Source organism: Actinospineispora spinosispora DSM 44797 (assembly GCF_000429025.1).
Taxonomy (GTDB): Bacteria; Actinomycetota; Actinomycetes; order Mycobacteriales; family Pseudonocardiaceae; genus Pseudonocardia; species Pseudonocardia spinosispora.
Map to the genome: position 1 here is coordinate 765,308 of NZ_KE386834.1, position 15,678 is coordinate 780,985.

General features: G+C 70.7%; 15 protein-coding genes. 11 read left to right on the plus strand and 4 right to left on the minus strand.

The annotated features are described in order from the left end of the window. The first annotated feature begins 7 nt into the window (after positions 1-7). The 4 genes from G406_RS0132940 to G406_RS0132955 all read left to right on the plus strand — a co-directional run bounded on the left by G406_RS0132940 (position 8) and on the right by G406_RS0132955 (position 3,422). Positions 8-319 carry a DUF4873 domain-containing protein gene (locus G406_RS0132940; protein ID WP_245607296.1) on the plus strand — a complete coding sequence of 104 codons (312 nt, stop codon included), beginning with the start codon at positions 8-10 and terminating at the stop codon, positions 317-319. A 64-nt stretch (positions 320-383) separates the two neighbouring features. Next, positions 384-1,145 (plus strand): decaprenylphospho-beta-D-erythro-pentofuranosid-2-ulose 2-reductase, encoded by a 762-nt coding sequence (dprE2, locus tag G406_RS0132945; protein ID WP_245607297.1) that lies wholly within the window; start codon positions 384-386, stop codon positions 1,143-1,145. A 62-nt stretch (positions 1,146-1,207) separates the two neighbouring features. Next, the gene (locus G406_RS51450; protein ID WP_156935276.1) at positions 1,208-2,146 is read left to right on the plus strand and encodes a CE1 family esterase; all 939 of its coding nucleotides are present in this window, start codon (positions 1,208-1,210) and stop codon (positions 2,144-2,146) included. Between the two features lie 40 nt (positions 2,147-2,186). Next, positions 2,187-3,422 carry a CoA transferase gene (locus G406_RS0132955; protein ID WP_037079537.1) on the plus strand — a complete coding sequence of 412 codons (1,236 nt, stop codon included), beginning with the start codon at positions 2,187-2,189 and terminating at the stop codon, positions 3,420-3,422. Here the strand turns inward: G406_RS0132955 and G406_RS0132960 are convergent. Next, positions 3,402-3,788: a VOC family protein gene (locus G406_RS0132960; RefSeq protein WP_028937101.1), complete on the minus strand. Its 387-nt coding sequence runs from the start codon at positions 3,786-3,788 to the stop codon at positions 3,402-3,404. The genes G406_RS0132955 and G406_RS0132960 overlap by 21 nt on opposite strands. Before the next feature lie 77 nt (positions 3,789-3,865). On the opposite strand from G406_RS0132960, the gene argS reads away from it, so the two are divergent. The 4 genes from argS to G406_RS0132980 all read left to right on the plus strand — a co-directional run bounded on the left by argS (position 3,866) and on the right by G406_RS0132980 (position 9,881). Next, on the plus strand, positions 3,866-5,641 hold the full coding sequence (gene argS / locus G406_RS0132965; protein ID WP_281172577.1) for an arginine--tRNA ligase: 1,776 nt from the start codon (positions 3,866-3,868) through the stop codon (positions 5,639-5,641). After that, positions 5,638-6,420, plus strand: coding sequence for an RluA family pseudouridine synthase (locus G406_RS0132970; protein WP_028937103.1), 783 nt, complete (start codon positions 5,638-5,640; stop codon positions 6,418-6,420). Before argS ends, G406_RS0132970 begins: the two co-directional genes overlap by 4 nt. Before the next feature lie 217 nt (positions 6,421-6,637). Next, a complete protein-coding gene (locus G406_RS58585) occupies positions 6,638-7,789 on the plus strand; it encodes a PucR family transcriptional regulator (RefSeq protein ID WP_028937104.1) in 1,152 nt (383 codons plus the stop codon). An 85-nt stretch (positions 7,790-7,874) separates the two neighbouring features. Then, positions 7,875-9,881 carry a fatty acid desaturase gene (locus G406_RS0132980; protein WP_028937105.1) on the plus strand — a complete coding sequence of 669 codons (2,007 nt, stop codon included), beginning with the start codon at positions 7,875-7,877 and terminating at the stop codon, positions 9,879-9,881. Between the two features lie 60 nt (positions 9,882-9,941). Here the strand turns inward: G406_RS0132980 and G406_RS0132985 are convergent, their stop codons facing one another. Beyond that, positions 9,942-12,065 carry an acyl-CoA dehydrogenase family protein gene (locus tag G406_RS0132985; RefSeq protein WP_028937106.1) on the minus strand — a complete coding sequence of 708 codons (2,124 nt, stop codon included), beginning with the start codon at positions 12,063-12,065 and terminating at the stop codon, positions 9,942-9,944. A 139-nt stretch (positions 12,066-12,204) separates the two neighbouring features. On the opposite strand from G406_RS0132985, the gene G406_RS0132990 reads away from it, so the two are divergent. The 3 genes from G406_RS0132990 (at position 12,205) to G406_RS54795 (ending at position 14,147) form a co-directional block, all read left to right on the plus strand. Continuing rightward, the gene (locus G406_RS0132990; RefSeq protein WP_028937107.1) at positions 12,205-12,951 is read left to right on the plus strand and encodes a tyrosine-protein phosphatase; all 747 of its coding nucleotides are present in this window, start codon (positions 12,205-12,207) and stop codon (positions 12,949-12,951) included. A gap of 129 nt (positions 12,952-13,080) precedes the next feature. Continuing rightward, the gene (locus tag G406_RS0132995; RefSeq protein WP_028937108.1) at positions 13,081-13,563 is read left to right on the plus strand and encodes a DUF3145 domain-containing protein; all 483 of its coding nucleotides are present in this window, start codon (positions 13,081-13,083) and stop codon (positions 13,561-13,563) included. Positions 13,564-13,625: 62 nt separating this feature from the next. Further along, positions 13,626-14,147, plus strand: coding sequence for a hypothetical protein (locus G406_RS54795; protein ID WP_051342999.1), 522 nt, complete (start codon positions 13,626-13,628; stop codon positions 14,145-14,147). 52 nt (positions 14,148-14,199) lie between these two features. On the opposite strand, the gene G406_RS0133005 is transcribed toward G406_RS54795, so the two are convergent. Together G406_RS0133005 and G406_RS0133010 are read right to left on the minus strand one after the other, a co-directional pair. Then, the gene (locus tag G406_RS0133005; protein ID WP_028937109.1) at positions 14,200-15,429 is read right to left on the minus strand and encodes a beta-ketoacyl-[acyl-carrier-protein] synthase family protein; all 1,230 of its coding nucleotides are present in this window, start codon (positions 15,427-15,429) and stop codon (positions 14,200-14,202) included. Continuing rightward, positions 15,426-15,665 (minus strand): acyl carrier protein, encoded by a 240-nt coding sequence (locus G406_RS0133010; protein ID WP_028937110.1) that lies wholly within the window; start codon positions 15,663-15,665, stop codon positions 15,426-15,428. Before G406_RS0133010 ends, G406_RS0133005 begins: the two co-directional genes overlap by 4 nt. Positions 15,666-15,678: the final 13 nt, after the last annotated feature.

The window sequence follows — 15,678 nt, forward strand, 5'->3', positions numbered from 1 at the left end:
GGGCGCGGTGGAGGTCGAACCGGAGCACGACGACCCCGGCTACACCGGTCCCGCGACCGTGGTGGTCAACGACACCGAAGTGGAGGTGGAGGTCGACCTGCGCGGCTTCTTCCAGCCCATCGACGGGCGTTTCCACTGGTACGGGAGAGTCGCGGTGAACACCCGACTCAACGACCTGGTGAGCGGGAACCGGGCCGACGTGGTGCTGCGCACGCCGACCGGCGAACGCCCAGCGGAGCTGTCCGATCCGGACTTGTGGGGGCGCTACCGGGTCAGCGGCGAGAGCACTCCACCGTTCACACTCGACCACGACGCGTGACGGCCGCCCGCCATCCGGGCCCCCGGACGCGGCCGGATGGGCGATGCCTGGGAAGCTAATGGGCGTGACCGATGCAGCCGGGGAGGGCGGTGCGGTACTGCTCTTCGGCGGCCGCAGCGAGATCGGCCTCGCGGTAGTGCGAGGGCTGATGGCCGACAGGCCGCGTCCCGTCGTGCTCGCGGCACGGCGCGCCGACGAGCTGGCCGCCGAGGAACGACTGGTGCGGGCCGCCGGTGCAACCGACGTCCACCGGGTCGAGTTCGACGCCGACGACGTGACCGCGCACCGCAAGGTGCTGGACGAGGTGACCTCGACGGTCGGCGAGATCGGTGTGGCGATCCTGGCGTTCGGTGTGCTCGGCGACCAGGCGAAGGCCGAACAGGACGCGGCGCACGCGCTGTCCGTCGTCCACACCGACTACACCGCCCAGGTCGGGCTGCTCAGCGAGCTGGCCACGACGCTGCGCCGCCAGGGACACGGCCGCATCGTGGCGTTCTCCTCGGTCGCGGGTGTCCGGGTGCGGCGGGCCAACTACGTCTACGGCTCCGCGAAAGCCGGTCTCGACGGTTTCGCCAGCGGGCTTTCCGACGCACTCGTCGGCAGCGGTGTGAGCTTGTTGCTGGTCAGGCCTGGTTTCGTGATCGGCAGGATGACCGAGGGGATGTCCCCGGCTCCGTTCTCCAGCACGCCCGAGCAGGTCGCCGAGGCGACCGTTCGCGCGCTTCGGGCCGGTCGGGGCGAGGTGTGGGTTCCGGCGGTCCTGCGGCCGGTGTTCGCCCTGCTGCGGCTGCTGCCCCGGTCGATCTGGCGGCGGATGCCCCGATGAGATGGTCTTGTCACAGTGAAATATCTCGGAATTCCGGCGCCCGGCCTGGTATCAACGTCCTCATGAGAGTGGCGGCGGTCCGCTGGACCGGAGTGGTGGCCGTCGTGGTCGCACTTCTGTCCGCCTGCACGGTGTTGACGGCCTGCGCCGAACCGCCGCCGAAGCCCGTCGCCGCCGCGCCGCTCCCGGCGAACCGGACGGTGACACTGGCCACCCCCTCTGGTCCGCGCACCGCGATCGTGCACCACCCGGCCGGTCGGCCGCGCAACCTCCCGCTGGTCGTCGTCATCCACGGCGCGTACGGCAGCGCCGAGCAGACCAAGGCGTCCTTCGGCTGGGACTCGCTCGCCGACCGGGAAGGGTTCGTCGTCGCCTACCCGAACGGCATGAACCACTTCTGGAACGCCGGCTACTGCTGCGGTGCTCCGCATACGAAGAACATCGACGACGTGGCGTTCCTGCACCAGCTGCGCGACCGGTTGATCGCCCAGGACGGGGTGGATCCCAAACGCGTGTACGCCGTGGGGATGTCCAACGGCGCGATGATGACCTACGCCTGGGCCTGCGCGCGGCCGAGCGACCTGGCCGGGATCGGTCCGGTGGCCGGCGCGCTCGTCGCCCAGTGCGATCCGGCGCCCGCGATCACCGTGGTGGCCATCCACGGCACGGCGGATCGCAACGTCCCGATCAACGGCGGCGTCGGTCCGAGAAGTGTGTCGCACTACGACTATCCGTCGCTGGCCAGCACGCTCTCGCCGTTCGTCGCGGCCGACGGCTGCAACCCGATGCCGGTGAACACCGACCGGCCGCCGGTCCGGTTCAGCACCTGGACCTGCGCGGGCGACCGCAACGTCCTGCTGGCGGTGGTCAACGGCATGGGTCATGACTGGCCGGGGTCGCGCCCGGCCGATACGGTGAAGAGGGTGCTGCGTCAGGCACCCGGTCCGCTGGATGCGACGACGTTCCTCTGGACGAATCTGCGCAGCTCCGTCCTCGGCTGAGTGTTGTTAATTCAGATTAAAAAGTGCCAGGATCAGGGTCATGAGTTCTGTGACTGACCTGCTGCCGTTGACCGGGATGCGGGTCCTGGAAGTGTCCTCGTTCGTCGCGGCACCACTGGGCGGGATGACCCTCGCGCAGCTGGGTGCCGAGGTCGTTCGGCTGGACCCGCTCGGTGGGGCGCCGGACCATTCGCGCTGGCCACTCGCCCCGTCCGGCACGAGCCTGTATTGGGCCGGGCTGAACAAGGGCAAGAAATCGATCACCGTCGATCTGCGGTCGGACGAGGGTAAAGCACTGGTCACGCGGCTGGTGGCCGAGTCGGGGCCCGAGGGCGGCATCGTGCTGACCAACTCCGTTGGCCGGACCTGGCTGGAGTACGACGCGCTCGTGGCGCACCGCCCGGACCTGGTGCACGTCCAGGTGGAAGGCCACCACGACGGCACCCCGGCAGTGGACTACACGGTCAACGCCGCGGTCGGGTTCCCGATGGTCACCGGCCCGGAGGGGCACGCGGACCCGGTCAACCACGTCCTGCCGGCCTGGGACATCGCCTGCGGGCTGTACGCCGCGCTGGGCATCCTGAGCGCGGACCGGCGCCGCCGCATCACCGGCCGGGGCGAGAAGATGAGCGTCGCGCTGTACGACGTGGCGCTCGCCATGGCCGGCAACCTGGGGTTCCTCGCCGAGGCGCAGGTCAACAAGGTCGTGCGCAAGCGGCTGGGGAACTACCTGTACGGCGGCTTCGCCCGCGACTTCGCCACCCGCGACGGCGGCCGGGTGATGGTGTGCGCGCTCACCAAGCGGCACTGGCTCGAGCTGCTCAAGGCGACCGGGATGGGCGACGTGGTCGCGACCCTGGAGAAGAGCCTCGACGCCGACTTCAACAACGAGGACGACCGGTTCGAGTACCGCGAGGTGCTCGCCGGGCTGCTGTCGCGCTGGTTCGCGAAGCACGACCTGGCCCGGGTACAGGAGGAGCTGGCCGCGACCTCACTGCTGTGGTCCACCTACAACACGTTCACCGACCTGGTCGCGGACGACCTGATCGGGAACAACCCGATGATCGACGAGATCGACCAGCCCGGCGTCGGGCGGCACCTCGCACCCGGAATCCCGCTGGCGCTCGGGCTCGGCCCGCGCGCCGAGGTGACCAGGGCGCCGGTGCTGGGCGAACACACCGCCGAGATCCTGACCTCGACGCTCGGGCTCAGCGGTGACGAGGTCGCCGACCTGACCGAGCGGGGCGTGGTCGGCTCAGCCGCTCCTACGGCGTAGCGGGTGGTCCTCCGGGACCTCCACGACCGCGATGCGCACGCCGTCGGGATCGGCGATCCACATCTCGTCCAGTCCCCACGGCTCCCGGCGGGGCTCGCGCACGACCTGCACACCCTTGGCGGTCAGGTCGGCATGCGTGGCCTGTAGGTCACGTACCTGCACCCACAGCGCCACCGCGGGGCCCGCGGGCTGCTCGGCCCGGCCGGACAGCTCGAGGAGCCCGTTGCCAAGGAAGTAGACCGTGCCGCGCTCGGCCCCGGTGCCGAACTCCCGGTACACGGCGAGCCCGAGCTGTTCGCCGTAGAACGTGCGGCTGCGTTCCGGGTCGACCGGGTGCAGCAGGATGCGATTGCTCAGTACGTCCATGGGCTCCAGTGTCTCGTGAACGCACCCGACTACGATTGAGGTGTCAAGACCCGATCTGATCGACCTGGAGGAAGTGCGTGGCCGACGAGGTGCGCTCGCTGGAAGAGGCGACGAGAGATGCGGTTGCCGAGGCGATGCGCCGCGCGTTGCCTGCCGAGCTGGCCGACGCGGACCCGTTGATCCGACGTTCCGACCACGCCGACTTCCAGGCCAACGCGGCGATGTCGCTGGCCAAGCGCGCCGGCGCGAAACCGCGTGACCTGGCGGGCTCGATCGCGACCGCGCTGGGTGAGACCTCGCCCGACCTGGGTGTCGAGCTGGCCGGTCCCGGCTTCCTGAACCTGTCGGTGACCGACGAGACGGTGTGGAGCCAGGTCGCGGCCCGGCTGTCCGCCGACCGGCTCGGTGTCGGCACCCCGCAGCTGGGGCAGCGCACCGTCGTCGAGTACTCCTCGCCGAACATCGCGAAGGAGATGCACGTCGGTCACCTGCGCACCACGATCATCGGGGACGCGCTGGCCCGGCTCCTGGAGTACCTGGGCGCCGAGGTCATCCGGCAGAACCACCTCGGTGACTGGGGCACGCAGTTCGGCATGCTGATCCAGTACCTCGACGAGCACCCGGACGCGAAGTGGCGGGCCGAGGACCTCGAGGAGGGCGACCTGGGCACCGCGTCCGCGCTCGACGGGCTGTACAAGCTCGCCCGCGCCGAGTTCGACGCCGACGCCGAGTTCGCCGACCGGGCGCGGCGGCGGGTCGTCACGCTTCAGGCGGGCGACGAGGCGACGCTGTCGGTGTGGCGGGAGCTGGTCGCCGAGTCCGAGAAGTCGTTCCAGGCGATCTACGACTACCTGGGCGTCTCGCTGAGCGCCGAGAACTCGGCGGGCGAGTCCACCTACAACCCGTATCTGGGTGAGGTGGCCGCCGAGGTCGAGTCGTCCGGTGTCGGTGTCATCAGCGACGGCGCGCTGTGCGTGTTCTTCGAGGGCATCAACGGGCCGGACGGCTCGCCGGTCCCGCTGATCGTGCGCAAGAGCGATGGTGGCTACGGCTACGCGGTGACCGACCTGGCCACGATCCGCTACCGGGTGCGGGACCTGAAGGTCAACCGGATCCTGTACGTCGTCGACGCGCGGCAGTCACTGCACTTCCGGATGATCTTCGATACGGCCCGGCGGCTGGGCTGGCTGACCGACGACGTCGAGGCGACACACGTGCCGTTCGGCACCGTGCTCGGCTCCGACGGACGCCCGTTCAAGACCCGCGCCGGCGGCACGGTCCGGCTGGTCGAGCTGCTCGACGAGGCGGTCGAGCGGGCCAGGGCCGAGATCGAGACCAAGCCGCACACGCTCAGCCCCGAGGAGTTGGAGACGGTCGCGCGCCAGGCCGGCATCGGCGCGGTGAAGTACGCGGACCTGTCGACGTCGCGGACGAAGGACTACACGTTCGACACCGACCGTATGGTGTCGTTCTCCGGCAACACCGGTGTCTACCTGCAGTACGCGCACACCCGGGTCCGGTCGATCCTGCGCAAGCTGCCCGGCGGCGAGCCGACCGAGTTCCCGGTCAACACCGGCGGCGCGCTGCACCCGAGCGAGCGAGCGCTCGCACTGCTGGCCGACGAGTTCGCCGCGACGCTCACCGAGGTCGCGACGACACTCGAACCGCACCGGCTGTGCGGCTACCTGTTCTCGCTGTCCAAGGCGTTCACCGAGTTCTACGAGGCGTGCCCGGTGCTCACCGCGGAGAGCGACGAGGTCCGCGCCAACCGGGTCGCACTGTGCCAGCTCACCGCCGTGACGCTGGGCCAGGGACTCGGTCTGCTCGGCATCGAGACGCCAGAGCGGATGTGAGCGGCGGTCCGGCGCCCGACTGGGCCGCACTGCGCCGGGTACTCGCCGAGACCGACGAGTACCTGGTGCTGGACAAGCCCGCCGGCATCTCGGTCACCGGGGAGCGGCACGACACCGACCTGGTGCGCATCGCGCGGGACGCGGGTGAGGAGCTGATCCCGGTGCACCGCATCGACAAGGTCACCTCCGGTGTGGTGCTGCTGGCCAGGACGAAGGCCGCGCACGGACCGCTCACCCGCCAGTTCGCCAAACGGACCGTCGACAAGTCCTACCTGGTGATCACCCGCTCGACGGGGCTGCCCACCGAGGCGACGGTCGAGCTGCCGCTCGGTGTCGGCCGTAAGAACCGGGTGCGGGTGGCGGCCCCCCGGGAGGACATCGCGTTCGACACGGTCGCTTCGCAGTGGTCGGTGCCGGAGTCCTCGGTGAGTGAGCCCAGCTATCCGTCGTCGACCGCGATCGGTCGTCTGTGGGAAGGCTCCGCGCACAGCCTGCTGCGGGCGCGTCCGCACACCGGGCGCCGCCACCAGATCCGGGTGCACCTGGCCTGGATCGGCCACCCGATCGCCGGGGACCCGCTGTTCCCGGTACGAGCCGGTGAGCCCGCCGACGGTGCGGTCCGCACGTGCCTGCACGCCTGGCGGCTGGCGTTCGACGACGCGTCCGGCCGCCGCGTCGAGGCCGAAGCGAGCCCGGACGAGGACTTCTGGGCACCGATCGCCGCCGAGCTGCCACCCGACACCCGAACCAGGCTCCTGCACCGCGAGCCGGTGTGCTGAAAACCCCGACTCGGTGTGCCCAGACGTCCGACTCGGTGTGCCCAGGCGCCCGACTCGCGGTGTCCAGGCGCCCGACTCGCGGTGCTGAGACGCCCGACTCGCGGGTGGGGCGTGCACGTCCGAGCGAGTCGGGCGCGTGAGCACCGCGAGTCGGGGTCTTCGGCACATCGAGTCGGGGTTGTGAGCACACCCTTACGGGAGTATCTACAGTGATCTGATGGCGACGGCGCCCGAGCGGTCCTGGCACGAGCTGCTCGACGTGCTGCTCGAACAACAAGCCGCGCTCACCGCCGAGATCCGCTCGTCCATGCAGGAACGGCTCTCGTCCTACCACGAGCTGGACGCCGAGCAGTTCGAGCGGCACGTCGCCATGGCGGTGGACACGACGATCCGGCTCGCCGCGGTGACGCCACCCCGGCTCAGCGAATGGCAGACCCAGGTGCTGGAGCAGGTCGGCGAGGCGCAGGCCGGGCTCGGTGTCCCGGTCGAGGCGATGCTGCTGGCCTGGCGGATCGGCGCGGACATCCTGATGGAGCGGGGTAGCGAGCTCGCGGCGAAGCTCGGCATCGACGACCGCGAGCTACTCGCGTTCGTCAGGGGCGCGCTGGCGTCGTCGGACGTCGGCATGATCACCACTGCCCGCGCGCACCGGCGGGCCGAGCTGGAGCGCGACCGCGAAGCGCAGGACCGGCGCGCGTCGTTCGTCCGCGCGGTCCTGTTCGGGACCGGCGAGCCGAGCGAGCTGCGGGCTCGCGCCAAGTCCTACGGTCTGGACCCGACCCGGCGGTACCGCGCCGTCCGGGTCCGCACCGACGGGGAGGGCTCCTGGCAGCAGGCGGAGCGCGCGATCGGGCTGGCTTCGGCCGCGCGGGCAGGTGAGGGGATGAGCGTGCTGGTCGACGGTGACCTCGCGGGGTTCCTGGCGCGCGAGCCCGGCGACGTGGCCCCGGGACTGGCCGGCCTGGGTCCCGCCGTGCCGCTGGAGCGGCTGGCCGAGTCGTTCCGGTTGGCCACCCGCTCGTTGACCACGCTGCACGCCTTCGGCCTGACCGGCACACGGGACCTGACCGCGCTCGGTCTGCGCGCGGCCGTGGTCGCCGACCAGGACGTCGGCGAGGCACTGCGCGATCGCTACCTGGCGCCGCTGGCCAGGTCCGGTTCCGGTCCGGAGATCATCACCACGCTGCGTGTGTACCTCGCAGCGGGCTCGCACGTCGAGACGGCCGCCGAGCAGCTGCACATCCACCCGAACACGCTGCGCTACCGGCTGGCACGGTTCGAGGACCTGGCCGACGTTCGGTTGCGCGAGCCGCTGGTGGCGTTCGAGGTGTGGTGGGCGGTGGAGAGCGCGGCGATCGACGCCGGCTGAACTTTGGAGCTGACTCCAAACCAGCCGTGGCTATCTCAGGGCCGACCACATGGTTTTTGTCGGGTGCTGGGCTCATTCTGTATGCATGACCAGCGCCGCCGCAGTCGCACCCGGTTCCGCCACCACCGTCGGTCTGCCCGATCCGGGCGAACCGGTGCCCACGCTCGCCAAGCCGACGGTGGCGCTGTTCCTCGGCTGCCTCGCGGTGTTCGTGGTGACCGTCTGGGCCGCGTTGACCCAGGGACTGAGTCCGTGGGTGTACATGCCGGTGAACACCGCCGTCAGCTTCGCGATGTTCACCGTGCTGCACGACGCGGTGCACTACTCGATCAGCCGCACGCGCTGGGTGAACGCGCTGCTCGGCAGGCTCACCGTGCCGTTCGTGGTGCCGTACGCCTCCGCGCCGCTGTTCGGGTTCATCCACATCGAGCACCACCGCAACACCAACGAGGACCTCGACGCCGACCCGGACGCCTGGGCAACCGACGGACCCTGGTGGCAGCTGCCGCTGCGCTGGCTGACGATCGACGGCTGGTACGCGGCGTTCTACCTCAAGCACATCCGCAGGCGCTCGCCGCGTGAGCTGACCGAGACCGCCGCCATCGTGCTGCTGTTCATCGGCCTGATCACCCTCGCCGCGATGACCGGCCACCTGCTGACCGTCGCGCTGATCTACCTGATCCCGTCGCGCATCGCGCTCGGCATGCTCGCCTGGTGGTTCGACTGGCTGCCCCATCACGGCCTGGAGGTCACCCAGCGGGAGAACCGCTACCGCGCCACCCGCATCCGGATCGGCATGGAATGGCTGCTCACGCCCGCGCTGCTCTACCAGAACTACCACCTGGTGCACCATCTGCACCCGTCCATCCCGTTCTACCGCTACATCAAGGCCTGGAAGCGCAACGAGGAGGCCTACCTGCAGCGCGACGCCGCGATCATGACCGCGTTCGGCCGGGACCTGACCGTCGAGGAGTACCGGGTCTGGCGTGAGCTGGACTCGACGCTCGCCCGCATGCGCCCGGTCGAGGTGCCCGCCGGTTCGAGCGCGAGCCACGCCGAGTTCCACCGACTGCCGGTCGCGGCGCTGGACCGGCCGACCTCGGACAGCGTTGCGATCACCTTCGCCGTGCCGGACGAGCTGGCCGAGCGGTTCCGCTTCGAGCCGGGACAGCACGTCACGGTGCGCACCGACCTCGGCGGCTCGGGCGTCCGGCGGAACTACTCGATCTGCTCACCGGCCGGCACCGGCGTGCTGCGGATCGCGGTGAAGCGCATCCCGGACGGGGTGTTCTCCAGCTATGTGTCCGAGCAGCTCGCGGTGGGGGACGAACTGGAGCTGATGACCCCCACGGGCCGGTTCGGCCCCTCGCTCGACCCGACCGCGCGCAAGCACTACGTGGCGATCGCGGCCGGCAGCGGTATCACCCCGATCCTGTCCATCGTCGCCACCGCACTGGAGGTCGAGTCGGACAGCCGCTGCACGCTGCTCTACGGCAACCGCACCCGCACGTCCACGATGTTCCGCGCCGAGCTGGCCGACCTGGAGGCTCGGTTCGCCGACCGGCTGGAGATCGTGCACGTGCTGTCCGGTGAGCGCGGTGCCAGCGCTTACCACGGCCGGATCGACGCGGACCTGCTGTCCGCGGTCTTCGCCGACCAGCTGCCGCCCCAGGGCGTGGACGACTGGTTCCTGTGCGGACCCGCCGGGATGGTCGAGACGGCGCGCGACACCCTGGCCGACCGGGGCGTGCCGACCGACCGGGTGCACGTGGAGCTGTTCCACGTACCGACTGCCGAACCGACCACCACGGGCGTCGCCAGCACGGTCACGGTGCGCCTGGACGGCACCGAGGACGTCGTGGCGGTCGAGGCCGGTCAGTCGATCCTGGACGGAGCGCTGAGCGTGCGCAGCGACGCCCCGTACGCCTGCATGGGCGGCGCGTGCGGTACCTGCCGGGCGAAGCTGGTCACGGGCACGGTCGAGATGGACCACAACTACGCACTCGGCCAGTCCGACCTGGACGCCGGCTACATCCTCACCTGCCAGTCCCAGCCCACGACCCCAGAGGTCACGGTCGACTACGACATCTGACCTGGTCACCACCCGTGAGTGGCGAGTGGTCCCCAGAGACCACTCGCCACTCACGGGGTCCTACTTCTGGAGTGGGTCGCGGGGCAGACCCAGGATGCGTTCGGCTATCTGGTTGCGGACGATCTCGGAGGTTCCGCCCGCGATCGTCAGGCAGCGGGAGATCAGGTAGCTCCAGGTCGCCTGCTCCGCCTTGCCGGTGATCGCGGCGGTGCCGGCCAGCCTGCGGGCCAGGTCGGCCACGCGCTGGTCGTGCTCGGCGGACAGCAGCTTGGCCAGGTTGCCCTCCGGGCCGGGGCCGGCCCCGCTCACCGCGCGGGCGGCCTGACGGACGCCGAGCAGCTGTTTCGCCTGGTGCTCGGCGAGCAGCTCGGCCAGCTCCGGCTCGTAGCGCGCCCGTCGGGGGTGCTGCTTGACCGGGTCGATCAGGTCGGTCGCGCCGAGGCCGATCAGACTGGCCCCGCCTCCGATGGAGACCCGCTCGTTGCCCAGGGTCGCCCTGGCCACCGCCCAGCCCTGGCCGACCGTCCCGACGACGTCCTCATCGGGAACGAAGACGTCGTCGAAGAACACCTCGTTGAACAGGGTCGCGCCGGTCAGCTCGCGCAGCGGACGCACCTCGACGCCCCGCGCGGACAGGTCGATCGCCATCATCGTGACGCCGGAGTGCTTCGAACCCGACGAGTCGGTCCGCACCGTGGCGAAGCCCCACTTACTGAACTGGGCACCCGAGGTCCACACCTTCTGGCCGGTCACCCGCCAGCCGCCCTCATCACGCACACCCCGGGTGGAGATCGCGGCGGCGTCCGAACCGGCGCCCGGTTCGCTGAACAGCTGACACCAGATCGTCGTGCCGGTGAGCGCGTCGGCGATCCAACGCTGGGCCTGCTCGGGCGTTCCGTGCTGGGCGATGGTGAGCGCGACCCACCCGGTGATGCCCAGGCTCGGGGTCTTGATCCCGGCGAACTCCTCCTCGATGACCAGCTGCTCGACCGCGTCGGCGTCCCGGCCCCACGGCGGGGGCCAGTGCGGCACCAGGTAGCCGGACGACACCAGCTCGGCGCGCCGCTCGGTCTTCGACAGCTCACGCAACCGGGTGGCCACCGCACGCGCCTGCTCGCGGTACTGCTCGGCGTGCTCGGGCAGGTCCAGCGTCGCGCGCCTGCGGGTACCGGCGGAGGCCAGCCGCAGGAGGTCCGCGCCCGGCTCACCCGCCGCGTCCAGCAGCGCCGACGCGGCGAGCGCGCGGCGCAGGTACAGGTGCGCGTCGTGCTCCCACGTGTAGCCGATGCCACCGTGCAGCTGGATGTTCATCTCGGCCGCCCGCACCGCGCCCGCGATCGCCCGCACATCCGCGACGGCGGCGGCCAGCTCGGCCTCCTCGGGCGTCCCGTCGCCGGGCGCGCGCGCCGCGTCCCATGCGGCGGCCACCGCCAGCTCCGCATCCACCGCCATGTTCGCGCAGTGGTGTTTCACGGCCTGGAAGGTCCCGATGGTGCGGCCGAACTGTTCGCGCTGCTGTACGTACGCGACGGCGGCGTCCAGGCAGGCGTACGCCGAGCCGGCGGCCTCGGCCGAGAAGAGTGTCCGGGCGAGCCGCAGCGCCACGCGGCGTCCGCCGACGACCCGCTCCAGCTCCCGCGTCGCGCTGGTGCGCAGGTAGGCGACCCGTCGGGTGGGATCCATCCCGGCGACCGGGTCGACGTCGACCGTGCCGACGTCCAGTACGAGTAGGTCGTCGCCCTCGGGAACCAGCGCCAGATCGGCGAGACCGCCACCGAGCACCAGCCAGCCGCGGTCGGGATCGGCGTCGGCCAGGCCGACCGCGCCGATGCGGGCGCCGCGCGCCAGATCGGGCAGCAGCGTCTCGCACTGTGCGGGTGTTCCCGCCTCCGCGAGCACCGCGGCGGCCAGCACCGTCGGCAGGAAAGGCCCCGGCGCGACCGCGCGACCGATCTCGCCGAGCACCACCGCCAGCTCCGGGAGCCCGTACCCCTCGCCGCCGTACCGTTCGGGGAGATGCAGGCCGAGCCAGCCCAGCGTGGTCAGCGCGGGCCAGAAGCCGGGCAGCGTCTCCTTCTCGGCATCGAGCAGCGAACGGGCCGCGCCCCTGGCGTCCTGCTCGGTCAGGAACCGGCGGGCGACCTGGGCCAGCTCGCGGTGATCGTCCGTGATCGCCAGAGTCATGCACCTATCCCTACTCCTCAGTAGCGGTGTGCGCCAGCCCACCCGGGTGGCCGCACTGTGGCGCGTTGCACAACTCTGTGTGCGATCCGCTCACCACGATGACTGTTGCCGGCCATCTCCGCGTGGCTCACTGGAAGGTATGAGCGCCGACATCGTGAACTCGGGACTCGTCCCCGATCTGCTGCCCAACCTGCGCGACCTCGGAGGCTTGCGAACGGACACCGGTCAACGCACGTTGCCCGGCGTCCTGCAGCGCAGCGCCGCACCCCTGGCCGGCGACCGCAACCCGGACGGCGTGACATGGCCGCCGTCGCTCGTCGTGGACCTGCGCGGCACCGACGAGCTCGGCGGGGTCGAACACCCCCTGACCGGCCCGAACACCGTCGTCAAGGCACTTCCGCTGCTGAGCAGGGCGGTGCGCGGCGAGGACGACAGTGTGGTTGCGTTCGCCGACATCCCGGACCTGGCGACCGCCTACCTGCGGATGCTCGCCGAGGGCGGCGACAAGTTCGCGACCATCGTCGAGTGGGCCGCCCGCGCCGACGGCCCTGTCCTGCTGCACTGCGCGGCGGGCAAGGACCGCACGGGCGTCGTCGCGGCGCTCCTGCTGCGTGCCGCCGGCGTGTCCCGCGAGGAGATCACCGAGGACTACCTGCGCACCGAGACCCAGCTCCCGGCGATCCTGGCGCGCAAGACGGTCGGTTCGCTCGACCAGATCGACCCCACCCACGCCCAGAGGCTGATGGGCGTGCCGGTCGAGGCGATCACCGCCGTACTGGACGAGATCGACGGTCCCGAGGGCGGCGCGTGGGAGTGGCTGACGGCTCGGGGAGCGACCCCCGAGGCGCTCCGGCTGTGGAGTGACCGGCTTCTCGGCACCGGCTGATCTTTCGGGCGTGTCGCGATTGGCGTTGCGGCCGGGACTCCGGCAGACTGCGCACGCTACTGGTGAAGTCCGTATGCCGAGCGAGGGCGTTGGGGAAGACGTTCCCTATCTCGACAGCGGAGGTCAGCAGTGAGTACACGTGGAGTGATCTACGTCCACTCGTCGCCGACTGCGGTGTGCCCGCACGTCGAGTGGGCGATATCCGGCGTACTCGGGACCCAGGTCTCGTTGCGTTGGAGCCCGCAGCCGGCCGCACCTGGCCAGATGCGGGCAGAGTGCTCGTGGCGCGGGCCCGCAGGTGGCTCGGGTGCGATCGCAGGTGCCTTACGGGCCTGGCCGGTCGTCCGCTTCGAGGTGACCGAGGAGCCCAGCGAGGGCGTCGACGGGCAGCGGTTCTGTCACAGCCCGACCCTGGGTCTGTGGCGCGGCCGTACCAGTGCCAACGGCGACATCATGATCGCCGAGGACCAGCTGCGCTCGATCATGTCCGGACGGGGTCAGTTCCGGGGCCAGATGCACGAGCTGCTGGGCACCGCGTGGGACGAGGACCTCGAGCCGTTCCGCTGTGCCGGTGACGGTGCTCCTGTCACTCTTCTGCACCAGGTCGGCTGATCGGTCCGGGAGCCTGTATGTAGGCTTCCTCAGTGGCCGGACGCGGTGATCAAAGATGGGCGGTGACGCTCGTTGTCATCCTGGTGGTTCTGCTCGGCGCGTTGATCGGGGTCGCGGGACTTCGGCTGGCCCAGATGCGTGCGGTACCCATGGCGGGCGTCCGGGAAGCCCCGGCGACCACAGCCGGTGACCCGAATCTGGAGATGAGCTCGGATGCCTGGACGCACTCGCAGTCACAGGCCGTCTCGGACGTGCTGAGCCGCTACTTCAACGCGATCAACAGCAAGAACTACAGCGCCTGGACCGACACGGTGACCTCGGCGCGAGCCGCGCAGGACCCGCAGGAGAAGTGGACGACCGGCTACCGCAGCACCAAGGTCGGCACCATTCGCCTCACCCGGATCGACGACGCCGGCAGTGGCCGGCTGATCGCGCTCGTGTCGTTCGCCAGCACCCAGAACGCACAGGACTCGCCGGACAAGCGGCCACAGAACTGCTGGCGCGTGTCCTACACGTTGACCGGCGACCCGCTACGCATCGATGCGACCGGTCCGAGCGGAGTGCTCGTCGGACCCTGTCGCTAGAACGAGGGGCCGCGCACCTGACGGCGCGCGGCCCCGCGTTCGAGCGATACGGCTATACGGACGTGAACGCCAGCGCCACGTTGTGGCCGCCGAAGCCGAACGAGTCGTTCAGCGCCGCGGTCAGCTCCACCTTGCGCGGCTCGCCGGACACCACGTCGAGGCCGACACCGGGGTCGACGTTCTCGAGGTTGGCGGTCGGCGGGATCAGGCCGTCACGGATCGACAGCAGCGCCGCGATGCCCTCCACCGCGCCCGCGGCGCCGAGGAGATGACCGAGGCTGCCCTTCGGCGCGGTCAGGATCGGGTGGTCACCGATCGCCTTGCGCACCGAGACGGCCTCACCGACATCCCCGACCGGGGTCGAGGTGGCGTGACAGTTGACGTGGCCGATGTCGGCCGGATCCAGCCCGGCACTGCGCAGCGCGGCCTTCATGGCACGCGCCTGGCCGTGACCTTCCGGGTCGGGCGCGGTGATGTGGTAGCCGTCGGACGACGTACCGATGCCGGCGAGCCTGCCGTGCACGGTCGCGCCGCGAGCCGCCGCGTACTCGGCCCGTTCCAGCACCATGATCCCGGCGCCCTCGCCGAGGACGAAGCCGTCGCGGGCCGCGTCGAACGGCCGGGAGGCGTGCTCCGGGTCGTCGTTGTGGGTGATGGTCATGGCGCGCATCTGCGTGAAGCCGGCGAGCGGGATGCCGGTGATGCAGGCTTCGGCGCCGCCCGCGATGACCACGTCGACCTCACCCGCCTTGAGCATCCGGTAGCCCCAGGCGAGTGCCTCGGCACCGGACGCGCACGCCGAGACCGGCGCGTGCACGCCGCCCTTCGCCTTGAACTCGAGGCCCACATGGGCCGCCGGGCCGTTCGGCATCAGCATCGGGATCGTCAGCGGGCTGACCTTGCGGACGCCGCCGGTCTCCAGGAGGTCGTCCTGGGTCAGCAGCGTGACCGCGCCACCGATGCCGGTACCCACGATGACGGCGAGCCGCTCGGGCTCCACCTCGGGAGCGCCGGCGTGCTGCCACGCCTCACGGGCGGCGATGATCGCGACCTGCTCGCACCGGTCCATCCGGCGAGCCTCGACGCGCTTGAGAACCTCGCTGGGGTCGACGGCGAGCTGCGCGGCGATCTTCACCGGCAGGTCGTGCTGCTCGACCCAGTCGGCTTCGATCCTGGACACCCCGGAACGGCCGGCGAGCAGGCCGTCCCAGGTCGACGCGACGTCCCCGCCGAGCGGGGTCGTCGCGCCGAGCCCGGTGACTACGACGTCGTTCGACGTCACTTGTTCTTAGCGATGTAGTCCACCGCATCGCCGACGGTCTTCAGCTCGGCCAGCTGGTCGTCCGGGATCTTGACGCCGAACTTGTCCTCGGCCTGAACCGCGATCTCCACCATGGACAGCGAGTCGATGTCGAGGTCGTCGACGAACGACTTGTCCGTGGTCACCTCGGAGGCGTCCACTCCGGCGATCTCCTCGACGATCTCGGCGAGGCCGGAGAGGATGTCTTCGTTGCTCACGTGGTTTCCCTTT

Coding starts and splice junctions, on each gene's coding strand:
- G406_RS51450 (WP_156935276.1), top strand. CDS start 1,208: ATGAGAGTGGCGGCGGTCCGCTGGACCGGAGTGGTGGCCGTCGTGGTC.
- G406_RS0132955 (WP_037079537.1), top strand. CDS start 2,187: ATGAGTTCTGTGACTGACCTGCTGCCGTTGACCGGGATGCGGGTCCTG.
- G406_RS0132960 (WP_028937101.1), bottom strand. CDS start 3,788: ATGGACGTACTGAGCAATCGCATCCTGCTGCACCCGGTCGACCCGGAA.
- G406_RS58585 (WP_028937104.1), top strand. CDS start 6,638: ATGGCGACGGCGCCCGAGCGGTCCTGGCACGAGCTGCTCGACGTGCTG.
- G406_RS0132980 (WP_028937105.1), top strand. CDS start 7,875: ATGACCAGCGCCGCCGCAGTCGCACCCGGTTCCGCCACCACCGTCGGT.
- G406_RS0132985 (WP_028937106.1), bottom strand. CDS start 12,065: ATGACTCTGGCGATCACGGACGATCACCGCGAGCTGGCCCAGGTCGCC.
- G406_RS0132990 (WP_028937107.1), top strand. CDS start 12,205: ATGAGCGCCGACATCGTGAACTCGGGACTCGTCCCCGATCTGCTGCCC.